The organism is Halobaculum halobium, assembly GCF_030127145.1.
Lineage (GTDB): Archaea > Halobacteriota > Halobacteria > Halobacteriales > Haloferacaceae > Halobaculum > Halobaculum halobium.
Genome location: NZ_CP126159.1, coordinates 178774 through 196024 on the forward strand (window position 1 = coordinate 178774; position 17251 = coordinate 196024).

General features: G+C 65.5%; 15 protein-coding genes. 9 read left to right on the forward strand and 6 right to left on the reverse strand.

What is annotated here, in order from left to right; translation table 11 throughout:
- Positions 1-90 precede the first annotated feature (90 nt).
- Positions 91-501 (forward strand): pyridoxamine 5'-phosphate oxidase family protein, encoded by a 411-nt coding sequence (locus P0Y41_RS15835; RefSeq protein ID WP_284063753.1) that lies wholly within the window; start codon positions 91-93, stop codon positions 499-501.
- Positions 502-582: 81 nt separating this feature from the next.
- On the opposite strand, the gene P0Y41_RS15840 is transcribed toward P0Y41_RS15835, so the two are convergent.
- Both P0Y41_RS15840 and P0Y41_RS15845 read right to left on the reverse strand, forming a co-directional pair.
- The gene (locus tag P0Y41_RS15840; protein WP_284063754.1) at positions 583-882 is read right to left on the reverse strand and encodes a DUF7521 family protein; all 300 of its coding nucleotides are present in this window, start codon (positions 880-882) and stop codon (positions 583-585) included.
- Positions 879-1265: a winged helix-turn-helix domain-containing protein gene (locus P0Y41_RS15845; protein ID WP_284063755.1), complete on the reverse strand. Its 387-nt coding sequence runs from the start codon at positions 1263-1265 to the stop codon at positions 879-881. The genes P0Y41_RS15840 and P0Y41_RS15845 overlap by 4 nt, the downstream gene beginning before the upstream one ends.
- A 110-nt stretch (positions 1266-1375) precedes the next feature.
- On the opposite strand from P0Y41_RS15845, the gene P0Y41_RS15850 reads away from it, so the two are divergent.
- The 3 genes from P0Y41_RS15850 (at position 1376) to P0Y41_RS15860 (ending at position 6012) form a co-directional block, all read left to right on the forward strand.
- Positions 1376-2527 carry a multicopper oxidase domain-containing protein gene (locus P0Y41_RS15850; RefSeq protein WP_284063756.1) on the forward strand — a complete coding sequence of 384 codons (1152 nt, stop codon included), beginning with the start codon at positions 1376-1378 and terminating at the stop codon, positions 2525-2527.
- Positions 2528-2753: 226 nt separating this feature from the next.
- Positions 2754-4088 carry a hemolysin family protein gene (locus P0Y41_RS15855; RefSeq protein WP_284063757.1) on the forward strand — a complete coding sequence of 445 codons (1335 nt, stop codon included), beginning with the start codon at positions 2754-2756 and terminating at the stop codon, positions 4086-4088.
- Between the two features lie 103 nt (positions 4089-4191).
- On the forward strand, positions 4192-6012 hold the full coding sequence (locus P0Y41_RS15860) for a formate/nitrite transporter family protein (RefSeq protein ID WP_284063758.1): 1821 nt from the start codon (positions 4192-4194) through the stop codon (positions 6010-6012).
- Positions 6013-6040: 28 nt separating this feature from the next.
- Here P0Y41_RS15860 and P0Y41_RS15865 read toward each other — a convergent pair whose 3' ends face one another.
- Both P0Y41_RS15865 and P0Y41_RS15870 read right to left on the reverse strand, forming a co-directional pair.
- Positions 6041-7126 carry a TIGR04053 family radical SAM/SPASM domain-containing protein gene (locus P0Y41_RS15865; protein WP_284063759.1) on the reverse strand — a complete coding sequence of 362 codons (1086 nt, stop codon included), beginning with the start codon at positions 7124-7126 and terminating at the stop codon, positions 6041-6043.
- 33 nt (positions 7127-7159) lie between these two features.
- Positions 7160-7708: a halocyanin domain-containing protein gene (locus P0Y41_RS15870; RefSeq protein WP_390214305.1), complete on the reverse strand. Its 549-nt coding sequence runs from the start codon at positions 7706-7708 to the stop codon at positions 7160-7162.
- A 360-nt stretch (positions 7709-8068) separates the two neighbouring features.
- Between P0Y41_RS15870 and P0Y41_RS15875 the strand changes: the two genes are divergently transcribed.
- On the forward strand, positions 8069-8272 hold the full coding sequence (locus P0Y41_RS15875; RefSeq protein ID WP_284063761.1) for a hypothetical protein: 204 nt from the start codon (positions 8069-8071) through the stop codon (positions 8270-8272).
- A gap of 14 nt (positions 8273-8286) precedes the next feature.
- Here P0Y41_RS15875 and P0Y41_RS15880 read toward each other — a convergent pair whose 3' ends face one another.
- The gene (locus P0Y41_RS15880; protein ID WP_284063762.1) at positions 8287-8502 is read right to left on the reverse strand and encodes a hypothetical protein; all 216 of its coding nucleotides are present in this window, start codon (positions 8500-8502) and stop codon (positions 8287-8289) included.
- Positions 8503-9150: 648 nt separating this feature from the next.
- Between P0Y41_RS15880 and P0Y41_RS15885 the strand changes: the two genes are divergently transcribed.
- The 3 genes from P0Y41_RS15885 (at position 9151) to P0Y41_RS15895 (ending at position 13624) form a co-directional block, all read left to right on the forward strand.
- The gene (locus P0Y41_RS15885) at positions 9151-11394 is read left to right on the forward strand and encodes a CARDB domain-containing protein (protein ID WP_284063763.1); all 2244 of its coding nucleotides are present in this window, start codon (positions 9151-9153) and stop codon (positions 11392-11394) included.
- Positions 11395-11586: 192 nt separating this feature from the next.
- A complete protein-coding gene (locus P0Y41_RS15890) occupies positions 11587-12351 on the forward strand; it encodes a hypothetical protein (protein WP_284063764.1) in 765 nt (254 codons plus the stop codon).
- The gene (locus P0Y41_RS15895; RefSeq protein WP_284063765.1) at positions 12341-13624 is read left to right on the forward strand and encodes a thiol-disulfide oxidoreductase DCC family protein; all 1284 of its coding nucleotides are present in this window, start codon (positions 12341-12343) and stop codon (positions 13622-13624) included. Before P0Y41_RS15890 ends, P0Y41_RS15895 begins: the two co-directional genes overlap by 11 nt.
- 16 nt (positions 13625-13640) lie before the next feature.
- On the opposite strand, the gene P0Y41_RS15900 is transcribed toward P0Y41_RS15895, so the two are convergent.
- Positions 13641-15248 carry a hypothetical protein gene (locus P0Y41_RS15900; protein WP_284063766.1) on the reverse strand — a complete coding sequence of 536 codons (1608 nt, stop codon included), beginning with the start codon at positions 15246-15248 and terminating at the stop codon, positions 13641-13643.
- Between the two features lie 352 nt (positions 15249-15600).
- On the opposite strand from P0Y41_RS15900, the gene P0Y41_RS15905 reads away from it, so the two are divergent.
- Entirely contained in the window at positions 15601-16998 is a 1398-nt protein-coding gene (locus P0Y41_RS15905) for a sulfatase (RefSeq protein ID WP_284063767.1), read from the forward strand.
- Positions 16999-17251 lie beyond the last annotated feature (253 nt).

Here is a 17251-nt window from a genome sequence, read left to right on the forward strand (position 1 = left end):
GCGGAATCACCGGCCGATTGATGACCGAGCCCGTCGAACTGGCGATCGGCGTTCCAGATGGATGTGACTGACCGGGTGTACACGGCGGGAATGACTGACGAGGAGGTAGACGAGCGTCTCGGGGACTGTGAAACCGGCGTGCTGTCGCTCGCACGGGACGGCGAGGCGTACGCCGTTCCGGTGGCGTTCCACTACGACGGGGAGTCGCTGCGATTTCGACTCGGCGACGACGGCGACAGCACGAAACTGGCGTTCGCGGACGCGACAGCGACGGCGAACTTCCTTGCGTACGGTTACGAGACGGCCGACGACTCCTGGAGCGTCATCGCGAGGGGGCCGCTGCGGCGAGTCCCCGAAGACGCCTGGGAGACGACGGCTGCTGCAGACCTCGACGAGTGGTACGTCCCGCTGAGAGTGTTCGACGAGGCGATCGAGGAGACAGAACTGGTCGGCTACGAACTGGAGATCGAAGCGATCACGGGGCGGCGAACGGTTCGGTAGTAACCGCAGCCAACGGATCGGTGACGCTCAGGCGCGAAACGACCGGTGAACACCTCGGTGCGACGGAACAGCCGGCCGGCCTCAGTCTCGATACAGCGAGTACGTGATGAAGCCGAACCCCAGCATCGTGAGGGCGCTCTGAACCAACACCCCGTAGAGGATGACCGGCTCGGGCCCGCTGAGGGGGAGCAGGTCCCCCACGAGGTCGATTCCGCCCCCCAGCATGCTCCCGACAGTGACGATCGCAAACCCCAGCGCGAGCGAGCGGAGTTCGGCCGCGTTCGTCCGGCGGTAGGCGGTCCACGAGAGATACGTGATCGTCGCGCCGAAGACGAACGTCAGGGTCTTGGTCGCCGCAATTGCGATGGTGAGGTGGCTCATTGCTCGGCCCCCTTGCGAACCTCGCCCCACATGCTCGCGAGGCGATCGGCGGCGTCCTCGGCGGGCCGTTCGATCTCGACGTCGAGCGACCGGTCCTCGGCGAGCGCGACGATCACCTCGTTGAAGTCCGTTCGGTAGCGAGTCGCGTGGTGGCCGTCCTGTCTGACCTCCACGCTCTCGGCTAGCAACTGTGCCTCAGAGAGCAGGTCCAGCTTTCGGTATGTCGTCGACATTGGGATCTCACACTCCTCGGACACCTCCCCTGCGGTCAAGGGCTCCTCCAGGTGCTCGATGATGGTCCGACAGTCCTCGTCGTCGAGTGCGTCGAGAACTGGCTGGAGGCTCGGCCCGGGATCGGCCCCCGGCCGGGAGTCGCGCACCATACGGGCAGGTTGCGCGGTCGATGGTATATGTCCCGCGGTTCAGTCCGGTGATCCCGGCGACTGAGAACCAGTGTGGTCCCTAACCTACTCCCGCACTTCCGTCGAAGTGCATGACGAATATCGGCGCTCCCGGATCCGAGATGAGTCGACGCGAGTTCCTGGCGGCCACCGGTGCGACCGGCGCGACGGCAGCGCTCGCAGGGTGTAACGCGCCGACAGCGGCGAGCGGCCGGACTGCGGTCGGGACCGATGCGGCGGCTCCCCAGACCGACTCGTCGCTGCCGACCACTTCGCCTCCGGAGATCGTCAACGTGGACGAGCAGGGCGGATCGGTGACGATGAAGACGCTCCCGGCGCGCCACGAGGTCCACCCGGGCGAGGCGATGGGCGGCCCCATCGAGTTCCCGCAGGTGTGGGCGTTCCAAGCCGACGACCGAGACCCCTCGGTTCCGGGGCCGATCCTCCGAACGACGGAAGGCGAGGACATGACCGTGGTCCTCGACAACACCGACGGGAAACGTCCGCACACGCTCCACTTCCACGGCACCCAGAAGACGTGGGAGAACGACGGCGTCCCCACGACGACCGGGATCACCGTCGATCCCGGGGAGAAACACGAGTACGAGATCCCCGCGAACGTACCTGGGACGCACGTCTACCACTGCCACTACCAGACTCACCGGCACATCGACATGGGGATGTACGGTATCTTCCGGGTCGACCCGGAGGGGTACGAGCCCGCCGACCGGGAGTACTTCATGACGGTGAAAGACTGGGATTCGGACCTCAACCGGATGATGGCCGGCGAGGACGTGAGCTACTCGCCGCGGACGCGCTCGCCCGACGTGTTCACCGTCAACGGGAAGTCGGCGCCTCGGACGCTCCACCCAGAGGACGGCTCGCCGATGATCGTCTCGCAGGGCGATACTGTCCGCGTCCACTACGTCAACGGCGGGTACATGAACCACCCGCTGCACATCCACAACCACCGGTTCCAACTCGTCGAGAAGGACGGCGGCACCATCCCCGAGGCCGCCCGCCACGAGATGGACATCACCGACATCGCGCCCGCCGAGCGCCACACCATCGAGTTCACCGCCGACGCAGACCCGGGGATCTACCTCATGCACTGCCACAAGGTGAACCACGTCATGAACGGCACCAGCTACCCCGGCGGGATGCTCACGGGGATCGTCTACGAGGAGGTGATGGACACCGACATCTTCGCGTCGCTGATGGAGTACGCCGGCTACGAGGGCTAACGCCTCGTCGCTGTCCCACGGTAGGCGTATCCTCGGTCGGTCGACGGTTCACGCTCGGTTTTCGCCCTCCGTTCGGGTCCCGAATCCGCGTCCCGGCTCCGTTCTCCGATACTGCGCCGTAGCGTCGGTCGAGTAATTAAGTACCCCGGCGGAGGTATACCTGTATGTCAGTTCGTCGGCCCGTCCTCGCGGGCACGCACAGATTCCGACCCCACCGGGGTGGCGAATGGTAGATTTCGTCTTCGCCGCCGGTCGCCTCCTGATCGCGCTGGTGCTCGTGGTGTTGAACGGCTTCTTCGTCGCCGCGGAGTTCGCCCTCGTCCGCGTCCGATCCACCTCCGTCGACCAGCTCGTCGAGGAGGGACGCCCCGGCTCGGACACGCTTCAGGAGGCGATGGGGTCGCTCGACGACTACCTCGCGGTGACGCAGCTCGGGATCACCCTCGCCTCGCTCGGGCTCGGATGGGCCGGCGAGCCCGCGGTGGCGTCGCTCGTCGAGCCGGTGCTCGGGCCGTTGCTTCCGCCCGATATCCTCCACATCGTGACGTTCGGGCTCGCGTTCGGCTTCATCACCTTCCTGCACGTGGTCTTCGGCGAGCTCGCGCCGAAGACGATCGCGATCGCCCGCGCAGAGCGGATCGCCCTGCTGGTTGCGCCGCCGCTGAAGCTGTTCTACTACGTGTTCTACCCGGGGCTCGTCTTGTTCAACGGGACGGCCAACGCCTTCACCAGCCTGATCGGCATCCCGCCGGCATCCGAGACCGACGAGACGCTGGAGGAACGCGAGATCCTGATGGTGCTGTCCCGGGCGGGCGACGAGGGCAACGTCGACGCTCGCGAGGTCGAGATGATAGAACGGGTGTTCGACCTCGACGACACCGTCGTCAGGGAGGTGATGGTGCCGCGTCCCGACGTGGTCGCCGTCCCCGCCGACGCGACGCTGTCGGCGATCAGATCGACGGCGCTGTCGGCCGAACACACCCGCTATCCCGTCGTCGACGCCGACGACGCCGACCAGATCGTGGGGTTCGTCGACCTCAAGGACGTGCTACGCGCCGGAGAGTCGGCGGAGGCGGCCGACACGACCGCCGCCGACATCGCACGCGACGTGCTCGTCGTCCCGGAGACGATGCCGATCGACGACCTCCTGATGCAGTTCCGTGACGAGCATCAGCAGATGGCGGCGGTCGTCGACGAGTGGGGGAGTCTCGAGGGGATCGCGACCGTCGAGGACGTCGTCGAGGCGGTCGTCGGCGACATCCGCGACGAGTTCGACGCCGACGATCGCGAGGCGTCGATCCGGCGCCGCGCCGACGGCGGCTACGAGGTCGACGGCGGCGTCCCCTTGTGGACGCTCAACGACGCACTCGGTACGTCGTTTCAGAGCGACGATTTCGAGACGATCGCGGGACTGGTGCTCGGTCGACTCGACAGGGTACCCGAAGTGGGGGACTCGCTTGCCGTGGACGGCCACGTGATCGAGGTCACTGCGATGGACGACAGCCGGATCGACGCGCTCTCGATCCGTCCGTCCTCCACCGCTGCCGAGGACGATGCGTAACTGAGAGCGTCAGCGCCGACCAGCACAAACGCCACGCTCCGTGGGGTAGGTCGCCCGTTCGGTGAAACCAAGATTCTTTATCCGGGTGACAGTGGTACGGATAATGGCTGCTCCGCACGACGATCCGCCGCCCGACGACGACTCCAATCGCGATCACGCGGAAAACGGCGTTCCACAGTCCGGGTCGGTCATTCCGGATCGCTTCTCCTCGGATGAGGTGTTCCAGCGGATCGTCGCCGACGCGGACCACGAGATCACCTCCGGAACACGTGAGTTGTTCTTCGCCGCGCTGGCCGGCGGGTTCGCGATCACGATCACGCTGTTGGTGTACGCCTCGATGTACCCACAGACGGACAGCAGTGTCGTCGCGGCGATGCTGTACCCGATCGGCTTCATTTACATCATCATCGGCGGGTACCAGTTGTACACCGAGAACACTCTCCCACCGGTCGCGTTGACGCTGGAGCGACTGGCGTCGGTGCCGTCGCTGTTGCGCCACTGGACGATCGTCGCGCTCGGGAACTTCACCGGCGGCGCGATCGGCGCGATCGTGTTGGCGTACGGCGGCGTATTCTCGCCGGAGGCAGCGGCCGTCGCCGCGGACCTGGCGGCGACGGGCGTCTACGAGACCACGCGGTGGGAGTTGTTCTTCAAGGGGGCGTTCGCCGGACTGATCGTCGCGGGCGTCGTCTGGATGAACTTCGCCGCACAGGACACGATCTCCCGGCTCGTCGTCGTCTATCTCGCGTTTCTGACTATCCCGCTCGGGAACCTCTATCACAGCGTCGTCTCGTTCACCGAGGCGGTGTACCTCATGCTCGTCGGCGACTTGGGGTTCCTGTTGGCGATGACCGACTTCGTGATCCCGGTGTTGGTTGGCAACACCGTCGGCGGGGTGTTACTGGTCACGATCGTCAACTACTACCAGACCACCGAACAGCGCCTGGAGACGGCCCGATTCGAGAACGTCCGCCGGTTGTCGATCCGCGAGTCTCTGCTGGGGAGTCTCGCCGGTCGATCATACGTTCCCATGTTCGACACGGTCGAGGAGTTCGTCCGCGATCCGGACTCCTTTCGGATCCTCGTCCCGATCACGAATCCCCGGACCGAGTCCCGGCTCGTCCAAATGGCGTGCGCGCTCGCGTCGACCCGCGAGAAGGGCGTCGTCCACGTGGTTCACGTGGTGCAGATCCCCTCCGGACCCAGCCACGGCGGCCGCCGGACTGACCACGACCGGATCTCCGCTGAGTCGAACAAACTCCTCGAAGGCGTGCGCGACATGAACGACCGCTACGAGGCCGAGGTGGAGACGTCGACGCTCGTCACGCACCGCTCGTTCGAGGACGTGTTCGATCGCGCGAACCGCACCCGCCCCGACCTGGTGATGATGGGCTGGGCCGACGACGGCGTGTGGGCTTCGGCCCGCGCTGAGCGCCCCATCGATGAACTGACCAACCGGCTGCCGTGCGATTTCCTCGTGGTCAAGGACCGCGGGCTCGACTGCTCTCGCGTCCTCCTCCCGACGGCGGGCGGTCCCAATTCCGTGTTGAGCGCCGACGTGGCTCGCGGACTCCGCGAGGCGCTCGACGCAGAGGTCTCACTGCTCCACGTCGCCGACGGGCCCGCGGACCGCGAGCGCGGCGAGACGTTCCTCGCGGAGTGGGCCGCCGAAAACGGCCTCGAGGAGGCAGACCGCATCGTCGACGAGTCCGGCGACGTGGAGGACTCGATCGAGCGGGCGGCCGCGGACAACACCCTCGTCCTCATCGGCGCCACCGAGCAGGGGCTGCTCTCGCGGCTGGTCAGCGACTCGCTCCATATGAACATCGCCGACGACGTTGACGCTTCGCTGCTGTTGGCCGAGCGACCCACCGACCGAACGCTGTTGAAGCGCCTCATCGGAGCCGGCCGTCGGGAAAAGTAGTCGGCACGGGTCTGGCGCCGGCGCCGACTCAGGCGTCGCCCACGCGGTCCGGTACCGCCCCGTCGTAGCCGTTCGGGACGTACGGGCACAGCGGGTCGGACGCGAGCGCGTCGCCGGTTGACGCATACGCCCGAGAGCGCGAGCCGCCGCAGACGGCGCGGAACTCGCAGGCGCCGCACTTCCCCTTGAGTGAGTCGCGGTCGCGGAGTCGTTTGAACAGGTCGCCCTCGCGGTAGACCTCCACGAGGTCGTCCTCGCGGACGTTCCCCGCTGGCTTCGGGAGAAACCCCGACGGCGTCACGTCTCCAACGTGGTTGACGAACGCGAACCCGTCGCCGGCGCGGACGTTCGGCCGCGCCGCGAGCGCCCCGACCCCCGGAGTCAAATCAGCGGGGTCAACGCCGTCCCGTTCGAGCCCGACACGGGTGTGCTGGGGCGCTTCGGTCGTTTTGATCGCGAACGCGGCCTCGTCGTCGACGCGGTGGAGCCAGTTCATGACCTCGTCCGCCCGCTCAGGCGAGACGGGGTCGAGCCTCGCTCCCCGGCCGATCCGCACGAGGAAGAACACGCTCCAGCGCACCGCGTCGAGATCGCCGACCAGCTCGCGGACTGCGGGGAGTTCGTCGACGGTCCGTTCACAGACGGTCGTGTTGATCTGCAGACCGAGGTCGGACTCGCGGATCCACCGCGCCGCCCGCAGCGTTTCCTCGAAGACGCCCGGCTCGCCGCGGTAGCCGTCGTGAACCGCGGGGCACCCTGCGTCGATGCTGAGCGCGACTCGCCGGAGACCGGCGTCGGCGAGGCGCTCAATGCGCTCGCGCGTCAGCGACGCGGTCCCGCTGGGCGTGAGCGCCATCCTGAGACCGATGTCGTCGCCGTGGGCGATCAGCTCCGGGAGATCGTCTCGCTTGAGCGGGTCTCCCCCCGAGAGGACGACCACCTGCCCGTCGCCGAAGCCGCGGGCCGACTCCAGCAGGTCCTTTCCTTCGGCGGTCGTGAGTTCGTCCGGGTGTCGCCCGGGCGTCGCTTCCGCCCGGCAGTGGTCACACGCGAGTTCGCACGCGCGGGAGACCTCCCAGACGAGGACGATCGGCCGCTGGCTCGTGTCGAACATCTGTCTCGGTGCTGGTGGGGAGTACTCCTCCGATCACTCGACGACGACGACGCCTTTCATACCGAGCGCCTCGTGCGGGACGCAGGCGTACTTGACCGTCCCCGCCGACTCGAAGGTGTGGCTGAACGTGTGGCCCTCCTCGGCGACCAGTTCTGACTCGAAGGACCCGTCCTCGGCGACGACGTTGTGGCTGGACCCCTGGCCCGTCCATTCCCAGGTGACGGTCGTTCCGCTGGACACCCTGACTGCGGCGGGGCCGAAGCCGTAGTAGCCGCCGTTGGCTTCCGTCCCGACTTCGACGGTCACCTCGTCGGCACCCGTCTCGTCGACGACGCCGTCGTAGTTGTCGACGTCGTCGAGCCAGCCGCCGAACGACTCACCGCCGTCAGACCCGCCGGACGGGGTGTCTGTCGCCGTTTGCGTCGCTGTTTGCGTCGCCGTCTCGGTCGGTGTCTCTTCATCGCCGCCACCTCCGTTCTCGCTTCCGCCAGCGCAGCCGGCGAGGCCGGCGGCGCCGCCGACAGCAACGAGGGCACTCGCGCGCAGTACGGACCGACGGGTCGACTCGTGGTCGGACATCACTGAGCCGTACGACCGAGGGAGATAAGCCGCCCCCTTCGGTTCCCAGTCTGTGAGATCCGACGCGACCGTGTTGGGGCCGTCGACTCACGCGAGGCCGCGCCGGACCTGCCCGAGCAGTTCTTCGACGCCGATGTCGTCCCGTCTCGTCTCCGGGGCGCCCTCATCGCCAGAATCAGTCCTCCACGGTCGCTTCCGCCCGGAAACTGCGGACGCAGTGGTGTCCGGTGACGCGTCGCTCTCCACGACGGCAGCGACGTCCGGACGGCGGTGGGGGCTGTTTCGCGCCAGTGCACGCCACCGGCGAATGACTGTCTCTCGAAACGACTCCATAACTTTCTCCCGGGGTGCAAAGTTGTCGGCATGACCCCACCAGCTCACTCGAGCGACGACACGGACAGCATCACGCGGATCGAAATCTCGCTCCGTCGGGCGCTCGCGACGACGGACTCGAGCGAGTCGCGGTACCACATTCGGACGGCGCTCCAGCAGCTACAGGTGGTCCGCGAGACCGGCGGGATCGAGTCCTCGGAGTACGGCGACGCCCGCGATATGAACCACCAGTAGTCGTGCGTTGAACGTCACACTCGACTTTCGAGGTCCACTACCGTGCCGCGGTCGACGACCATGAACGCCTCCTCGTGGAGCATGTCCTCCTCGGTCGGCAACACGAGTACCTCCGAGCCGTCACTGGTGGTCGTCGGGATAAAATCGAGCTCGATGAGATCGTACTCCAGGTCCTCGGACGGATCGGGATTCGGAGAGACCGTTCGCCACTCCTGCTCTGTCGAGGCCACGATCAGCTCGCCTCCGATGAAGGCCCGCAAAACCCCGGATAAGGTGTGCTTACCACACGATCTCCGTTGGTACCGACTGTTCGGTTTCCGACGCATCTCTTGTGTGTACCCCCAGCCCGTTCGATAATACGAACCTTCTGACCGGTATGTCGGCCGTACTGACAGGCCGACGTGGTTGACTTGAGTCGCATGACTCGTTAGCAGACAACTACTGTAAAGAAGGCTCCTACAGGGGCGAGTCGAATACCGTGAAGATAGCCACCAATTACGTTCAGTATCCTTTCTTCTGTCTTGGACTATCGCCAACTCACGGCCCCGTACCTATCGGTTCCCCCCGCCTGAGCCGCACGCGCGATAAGATAAACATACTGAGTGTATGACGATCGTACTGGCTCTCCCCGCCCGAGAATCCCTTCGAGCGAGATCCTCCTGTTCGGTCAGTTCTGGCCTCAGACCCGTGCGTGTTGACTCGGTCTGGCTGTCGTCCTCTCACGGGTCTCCCGCTCCCGCCGATGACCGGTCGATTGGGGTCGGCCGACCGGGTGGACCCATATCTCCCCGCAGTCACCTGGTTTCTGTGGCGACTCCGAGCACTGAATCGCCTTTAGCGGGTCTGTTACGATAGCTACTGACGGTGAGCGCTTACGCATGGCACTAGTTACAAAACACGCCATCGTCGCTGTTGCCGTGCTGACAGTGGTGGGCGGGGTCGGAATGGCGACCATGGGGACGATCGGGGGGTCGATGGACGCAGCCCCTACGGACGCACTCGTCGGGGAGGAGGAGCCGCTCTCCGTCGCGACCGCTGACGAGACGACAGGGGTCGGCGCCTCGACGACCGCGGTCGTTGAGGCGACCCTCCGAAACGACGCGGACCGCGAGCGCGTCCGGACGGTCTCCTTGGAACTGCGCGGAGAGGGCGACGACGCCGTGAGGGCCACGCGCGAGCGTGAGGTCACGGTGCCGGCCGACGGGTCGGCGGACATCAGCTTCGAGATCCCGGCCGACGAGGTCGGTCCGGGAACCTGGGACTACACGGTCGTGGTCGACACCCAGTCGGCGGATGGGCCGTCGACAGCGGCCGAGGGGACCGTCACGTTCGATCCGGCGACGTACGCGCTCGACGGACGGGCCGTCGGTTCGGCGGACGGTGCCGTCGCAGACAACGCCGAGCGGGACCGTCCCAGCGTGCTCCCCGGCGACGAGGTCGACGTGATCGCGACCGTCGAGAACGGGGGCGACTTCGACGGTGAGCCCGCCGTCAGGTTGCTGTTCGACCGCAACCGCGACGGAGAGTTCTCCTCCGAAGAGGCGGTAACGACCAAGTATCCGGCCGTTTCGGCCGGAACCGAGGCGGAGCTCCGGTTCAACGTCTCGACGGTCGGTCTCGAACCCGGCACCTACCGCTACCGGATCGTCGCCGAGGGCGAATCGATCGAGGGGAGTTTCGACGTGCTCGCACCGGCGCGATTCACTGTCGAGAACACGTCTGAGCAGGCGGGCAGTTCCGGCGGGGCGAACGTCTCCGCGAACGTCACGGGGAACGCCACCGACGACGCCAACGCCACGGTCGATACGAACGCCACGGCGAGCGTGAACGAGAGCTCTGATGCACCCACGAACGCGACCGAATCCGCGCTTGCAGCCGATCCTGCGGACGTGCTTCACGGCGAGAACGCCACGCTCTCGGTCCGCGTCCGGAATCACGGTGAAGTCGCCGGCGAGCGCACAGTCGCGCTGGTCGCTCCGGACGGCACCCTGACCGCGGCGCGTCGGGTGTCGCTGGCGGGCGGCGAGAACGACACGCTCTCGTTCGTGGTCGACACGGGCGACCTCGACCGCGGGAACTACACCTACACGGCCGTCGTCTCGAACGCATCGGTGAACGTCTCGTCGACGGCCGAAATCGCCTCGACGACGGCCGGGAATTCCTCGACGGCGACCGGAAACGAGTCCGTCGCAGGAGACAGGAATGCGTCTGTCGCTGCCCTGCTGAACGAGTCGGAAGACGAGGCTGAGCTCCAATTGCGCGTTCGCGACGCGCAGTTCGAGGTGATCTCCTACAGTCTACAGGGCCCCGACCGGATGACTCTCGACGACGAACTGACCGCTAGCGCCCGGGTACGCAACGTCGGCGACGCCGACGGCACTCGAACGGTTCGATTCGTGGTCGATCTCGACGGCGACGACGAGCCGGAAGGGTACAACGTGACCACGCGGGTGACGCTCGTTCCGGGTGAAGAAACCCGTATCGCCTTCGCTGACGTTTCCCGTGACACGCTCTCGGCGGGCGCCGACAGGTCGCTCTCGGAGGACGACATGCTCGGCACGCACATCTACGGAATCGAGAGCGACGGTACCTCGGCGACAGACGTGGTCGTGATCGAGCGACCGTACTACGGCGGGACTTCCGCGGGCGGATCCTCCGACTCGAACTCTGAATCCGCGTCAGACGACGGGGACGAGTCCGACGACCCGGTCAGCCTCGACGAGATCACCCAGGAGAAGTACAATCGCGACTACGACGAGGTCAGCGGCGAGACGAAGCGCCAGGTCGAGGAGATCCACGAGCGCCAGCCGTTCGCCGAGGGACTCAAACTCGTCGACGTCCTCACTCGTGAGGAGATAGCCCGAGAGCGCTACGGTGTCGATGTCGAGCCCTGGGAGGACTTCGAGTTCACGGCGCTCGACGTGGGACTCCAACAGGAGATCGAAGCGGAGTTCGACGCACAGTTCGAGACGGAGGCGGGCGACCGCATCGAGTCGTGGGACGAGATCGCACGCGCTGTGCACGGGAGCGACTACGAATCGCTCTCGGCCGAGCAGAAGGCCGACGTTCGCGAGCGGTACCGCGATCAGTTCGACGAATGGAACGGCGACAGCGCGGACTGAATCGGGATCGGGCCTCGCGACACTGCGCTAAGTAGACTTCCCCTCGTGGCGTTTCGCCCTGAGATACGGACGATCTAACTTTACTCCCGTGAGCTATCAACGAAGCCGACACATGTTGGAAACGCAATATGAAGTGTCGAGCGTACCGGACCCCTCTGCGTTGGCGCGCGGCCAGAACCGGAGAGCTACCCCATGATCGGCGGAGTCATCGAACTGTTGCGTCCGTTCGCCTGGGTGGTCCTCCCGTTGATGTTCTTCGGGAGTTTCGCAGTGGTCGGCGTCGCGCTGGTGTTCCACAGGCGCAACCGCGTCCGCAAGACCTTCGTCGCCGGCTTTCTCGTGACGCTACTCCTGTTTCAAGTGAGCGTTATCCCGCTGACCGCCCCGCCGTTCGTGACGTGGCACAAGTTCTCCAGTCCGTGGGAGTCCGAGCGCGTGGTACATCAGATCCGGGTCGTCGACGATCAGGGACGAGAACTCCCGTACGACGACAAGGCGACGCTGGCGTTCGACGGCATCCGGATGACGGCGCTCCATCGCCGGATGACGGAGGACTACTCGTCCGAGCAGAACCGTGAGATCGCTCGATACCTGTTGTGGAGCGCCCGAGACTATCGCGACGGGATCGAACGCGGCTCGCCGCGACGCGGGCTGACGTGGACGGGGTCGTCCATGCTGCCCGCGCAGTTTCTGAAGTTCCCCGCACACGGCCACAATTCCGTGTGGACGGCCGACCAGCTGTCCGCTCACGGGACCTTCGTCGGGATCCGAGTCTACCGGATCGAAATACACACCTCGGCCGACGGACGGGAGGTCACGTCCTACTCAGAGCAGGTCGTATTCGAGTACCGCGAGGGCGACGACGCTGCGGGCGACGCGTCGTCCGTCCCGAGCGGTTCGGCCTCTCCGTCCCTCTCGGTCGCCGGCCCAGCCGGGGGTGTCGCGCGTGTTCGTTAACTACTTCGCCGACGACGAGCGGTCCTCACCGTTCAACCTCGCCGCCGCACGCGTGATCGTGGCCGGGTGGTTGATCTGGAAGACGATGTGGTACGACTGGATGACGTTCGTCGCGGTCCCATTCAGTCTGACGCCCGAGTTCACGTGGGCGATCCCGCCAGTGATGCCCGGCGTCGTCCTGACGGTCGAGAAGTGGGTCCTCATCGGACTCCTCGTGGCGTTTGCGCTCGGATATCGGATCCGAGCCACGGCCGGCTTCGGCGCCCTTCTGCTCGCACACCTCGGAACTGTTCGGCAAATACACATCACCTACGGCGAGACACAGGCGATGCTGATCGGGGTGTACTTCCTGCTGATATACGCGCTGTTCGCCGACGCCGACAAGCTCTCGCTCGACGGTCTCCGTCGGACGCGGACGTGGACGGTCTCGTCGCTGCGGGACCACCTCGTCTCGAACGGGGACTCGGGCGACGACGGATCGGAGGCCACAGACGGGTACCGACTGCCTGCGTTGAAGTGGTCGCTCGTGGTGATCGCGATGATCTACTTCGGCGCGGGCGTGGACAAGCTCTTCCCCGACGGACCGTTCGGCGGCTTCAGCGCCGCGTACCTCGGTCCGGAACACCTGAGCCGAATCGTCGTTGTCCGCGAAGTCCTGTACGGCTGGCACATCGCCATCGCACCGCCGTTGGTGGAGTTTCCCGCGGCGATGACCGCCGCGGCGGTCGGGACGCTCGTCGTCGAACTCGGACTGTTCGTCGCTGTCCTCGCCGGGATCTCGATAACGCCGTTCGTCCTCGGTATCCTCGGCTTCCAGACGGCCGTGCTCGTGATGTTTGGAATCCTCTTCGCCGACACGTACCCGATGCTGCTGACGTTTCTCGCGTGGGACCGCGCGTACGAACGGGTCGCGAGCGGCCGTCAGCTCGACGTCGTCTTCGACGACCGGTGTTACTTCTGTATGCGGAGCCTCTATCCGTTCAGCCTCCTCGACGTGAACGGCACGATCCGGTTCATTCCCAGCTCCGACGCACCCGATCGCTACGAATCCCGAGAGGACGTCGACTTCGACCAGGCGATGTACGCCTTCGACGGCGGCGAGACGCACGAAGGGTACCACGCGTTCCGGGAACTGATCCGGCAGTTCAGATTCGCTCTCCCGGTTGTCTGGGTGATGCGCCTCCCGCCGGTCGCGGCGGTCGGCGAACGGGTGTACCGACGGGTCGCGGACAGTCGTGGGGACCGCTTCACCTGCCGTATCGATAACCGCTGAGGGGGGCTCGCTCCCGTCAGCGCCCTTCTGGGAGCGAGGAGGCGTCTGGCGTCGTCGTCCCCGCGTCCTCGGCGACTCCGGCGGCGCAGCCGGCGTCGTTCACATTGATGTCTCGCAGGAGCGTCCCCGCGGATCCGGACATGTTGACCACGTCGGCGCTCTCGGCGATATTCAGTTCGTACATGACGTTCAGGTTCTGGATCGCGCTCTCGGGGGACCCGGCCAGTTTAATCACGCCACGCGCGTCCGAGACCGAGAGGCAACAGCCGTCGATGACTGAGTTCGGGCGCCCGGTCAGCCGGATCAACGCCCCGTCGACGCCCTCTGACGTGTCGATCACGACGTTCGACAGCGTCACGCCCCACGGCTTCGCAGCGGTCGCGCCGAGGCGAGGGTCCTCGGGATCGTCGGCACGTATCGCCGTGATCCCCGGCACGTCGATCTCGAAACTGGTGTCAGAGACGGTGAACGCGCCGGCGGAGCCGTCCGCCCAGATCGCGGCCTTCGCGTCTGGCGGCGCTGACCGGTAGACGAACTCGCAGCCCTCGATCCGGCCTCCCGTCTTGCCGAAGCTCCCCGTCTCCCAGAGGATCGCGTTGGGATTGATGTACTCGCCGCCGTTATCCGGGTTGGCGTTGTCCGTGTCGATCAAAAAGCGGCAGTCGCGGACGACTGACCCCTCGCCGCCGATGCGCAGCGACGCCTGATTGTTGTTGACGAATGCAGTGTTCTCGATGATCACGTTCCCGGGGACCCGAGAGGCGTATATCGCGTTGGTCCCGGTGTTCTCGATGTGAGAGTCGCGGATGAGTAGCTCGCCGGCGTGGTCCCCGCCGACGTAGATACAGCCCTCGTTTGCGTCGTCGCCGAGGTGGCCGTGGGAGGTGATGTTCGTCGGGCCCGCCCGGACGAACCCCTCGATGATCCCGCGGCCGTCGGAGTCGAGCACCTGTGCGATGAGATTGTCGACGGCCCCGTTGTTATCGGTCGGGTTGTGGCCGATGTGTTCGACGGTGTGGACGCGGAGCTTGTCATGCATCCGCAGCGTACTTCCGATCGACCCGTCGCCGTCCATGTGGTCGAACGTCACGTTCTCGAGGAGGAACCCGCTCCCGCCTTCTCGGACGTTGAGGAATTTTCGCCCCTCCGTCTCCGGCGTCCAGAAGACCACGTCACGATGTGAGTCGCCGACGCCGACGATCCCGATGTTCTCGAACGCCCGTTCGATCCTGTGTTCGTCGTGGAACTTGTAGCGTCCAGGTCGCACCCGCAGCAGGGTCCGGTCCATGCTCATGAGTTCCAGGATGTCGCCATCGATCGGTCGGTTCCCGTTCGCGTCCATCCGGAAATCCCGCTCGGCGTCGAGCACCCTGTCGAACTCAATACCGCGGTACTCAACGGGGCCCTCGGTGGGGAACCGGTCCTCCTCGCCCGGCTCCGTCGTCCCGCTCGGGCGCCCCTCGGTCTGGCTCACGGTCCCCCGACCCTCGTCGTCTTTCCCGGGTATCAGCCCGCCACACCCGGCTAGACCGACCGCCAGCGCCGACGCTCCGGCCGCGCGGAGGTACGTCCGCCGCTTCATCCGCTCCTCCGACCGTGCTGGCTCTCGTTGCTCCTGTCGCACTCGGTTGCGTTCGACTTACTCACTGGGTTCATCATTCATCGGGGACCTTTGTCGGGAAACAACCCGTCCGCGCGTCTCGTCAGGACCGATCCATACACCCGCTTGATCTGCCTCGTGGTTCATCACGGCGGGCGTGGGCTACCATGTACGCCGTATCAGTGGCTCCGAGTCTTAATTATAGAGTGATTACATGCGATTCGCACATTCGGTGACCGCGAGCCACCCCAGCGACTGTTCGCACGCAGCCATCGATCGTGGCGACCGATGGCAACCGGGTTCACGACGCCGATATCAACAGACTATCCACGGCTCACGGGCCCATAACTTACTACAGAGGCGAGAGGGACAACCCATGAGCTCGCGCGACATCGTGTGGATCACCCTCGAGAGCGTCCGTCGAGACCACACTTCTCTCTCGAACCACGAACGGGACACAACGCCGTTCCTCAGGGAACTCGCTTCGGAGCGACGGGGGGCGTCGTTCCCGAACTGTCATTCTCACGGGCTGTGGACCCGGCCGTCGAGCGCTTCGATACTGTCGGGCACGCCACCGTCGACTCACCGGGTGTGGTCGTACGACGCGGCGCTCCCAGGCGATGTCAGATCGATCCCCGAACAGCTATCCGAGGTAGGCTATCAAACGGTTGCTGTCTCCCCGAACGCACAGTTGAGCGACGCGACTGGACTGAACGCGGGGTTCGACACCTTTCACTATCTCGGCCGCGAGACGCTTCTCCGAGAGGCAGGCTTCACGGGGATGCTCAGGTACGCAGCAAACCTCCGTCGCCACTCTGCGGGGTTCACCACAGACACAGCCAAGCACTGTCTCGGGTACCTGAACAAGACGATCGCAACCGATCACATCGAGCGCGCTGCCGGAGACGAGGACCCACTGTTCTTGTACCTCCATCTGGGAGACAGTCACCGCCCCTATTACCCGCCCCGTGGGTGGCGGGACCGGTTCGCTGACGACCTGGAACTCCCGATGAAACGAGCGTTAGCGGTGGCCCTCGAGATGTCGCTCGATACGCACAGACTCATCGCCCAGGGGATTCCGTTGGACGACCAACAGTGGAACGCGATTGAAGTCCTGTACGACACCGCGATCTCGTACGTCGACGACATCGCTGCGGAGGTGGTCGCGACCGCGCGTGAACACCTCGAGGACCCCCTCATCGTCGTGACGGCCGACCATGGGGAGTTTCTCGGCGAGCACGGGCTCCTCTCGCACATGCTCGTCCCCCACACCTGTGTGACGAACGTCCCGCTGGTGACGTACGGGCTCGAGGCTCCCGCGAGCGCGACCGATCGACTCGTACAGCACGCCGACGTACTCTCGATGCTCTCGGCCGACTGCGGCCTCGATCTCGACGTCCCCGTCGGCCAAGACATACGACACGAGCCCCGGGAGTTCGCCGTCACCCAGCGGGGACCAGACCGGGCGGCGCGGAAGATCGAGGCGTTTCGGGAGTACGTCCCCGACTTCGATGCGAGTCGGTTCCGCGAGGGATTGGTGACGAGCCTCCGGACCGAGGAGTTCCGGTACCAGCGCGGTGACGACGGCGCCGATCTCTATCGTCTCCCGGACGAGACCGCGTCGGTCAACGACGATTACCCGGATGTCTGCGCGTCGATGGACGAAGCGTTGGAAACGTGGCTGGAGACGTTCGGCCACGGCGCATCCGACCGGCGGACGGCCTCGTTTACCGACGGGATGCAGCGGCAGCTTCAGGATCTCGGGTACCTGTAAGGTTCCTTCGAGACCGACCGGTCGGTGCGCGTGAGTAATCCGCCACGGATACTGTCACTCGAACGTTAGATCCTGCTCGTACTCAGCAGATCGGCGATTTGCCGAGTAGAGCGCTCGTACCCGGCAGTAATCAGTACTTACCAACAGTAAGACGTGCATTCTCATTTTGTTGAACAGCTGTCTAAAACCAGTTGACGCGCTGAGAGATGGACTCTGTTGGTAACCAATACATAACGAGCTAACACCCACCGGT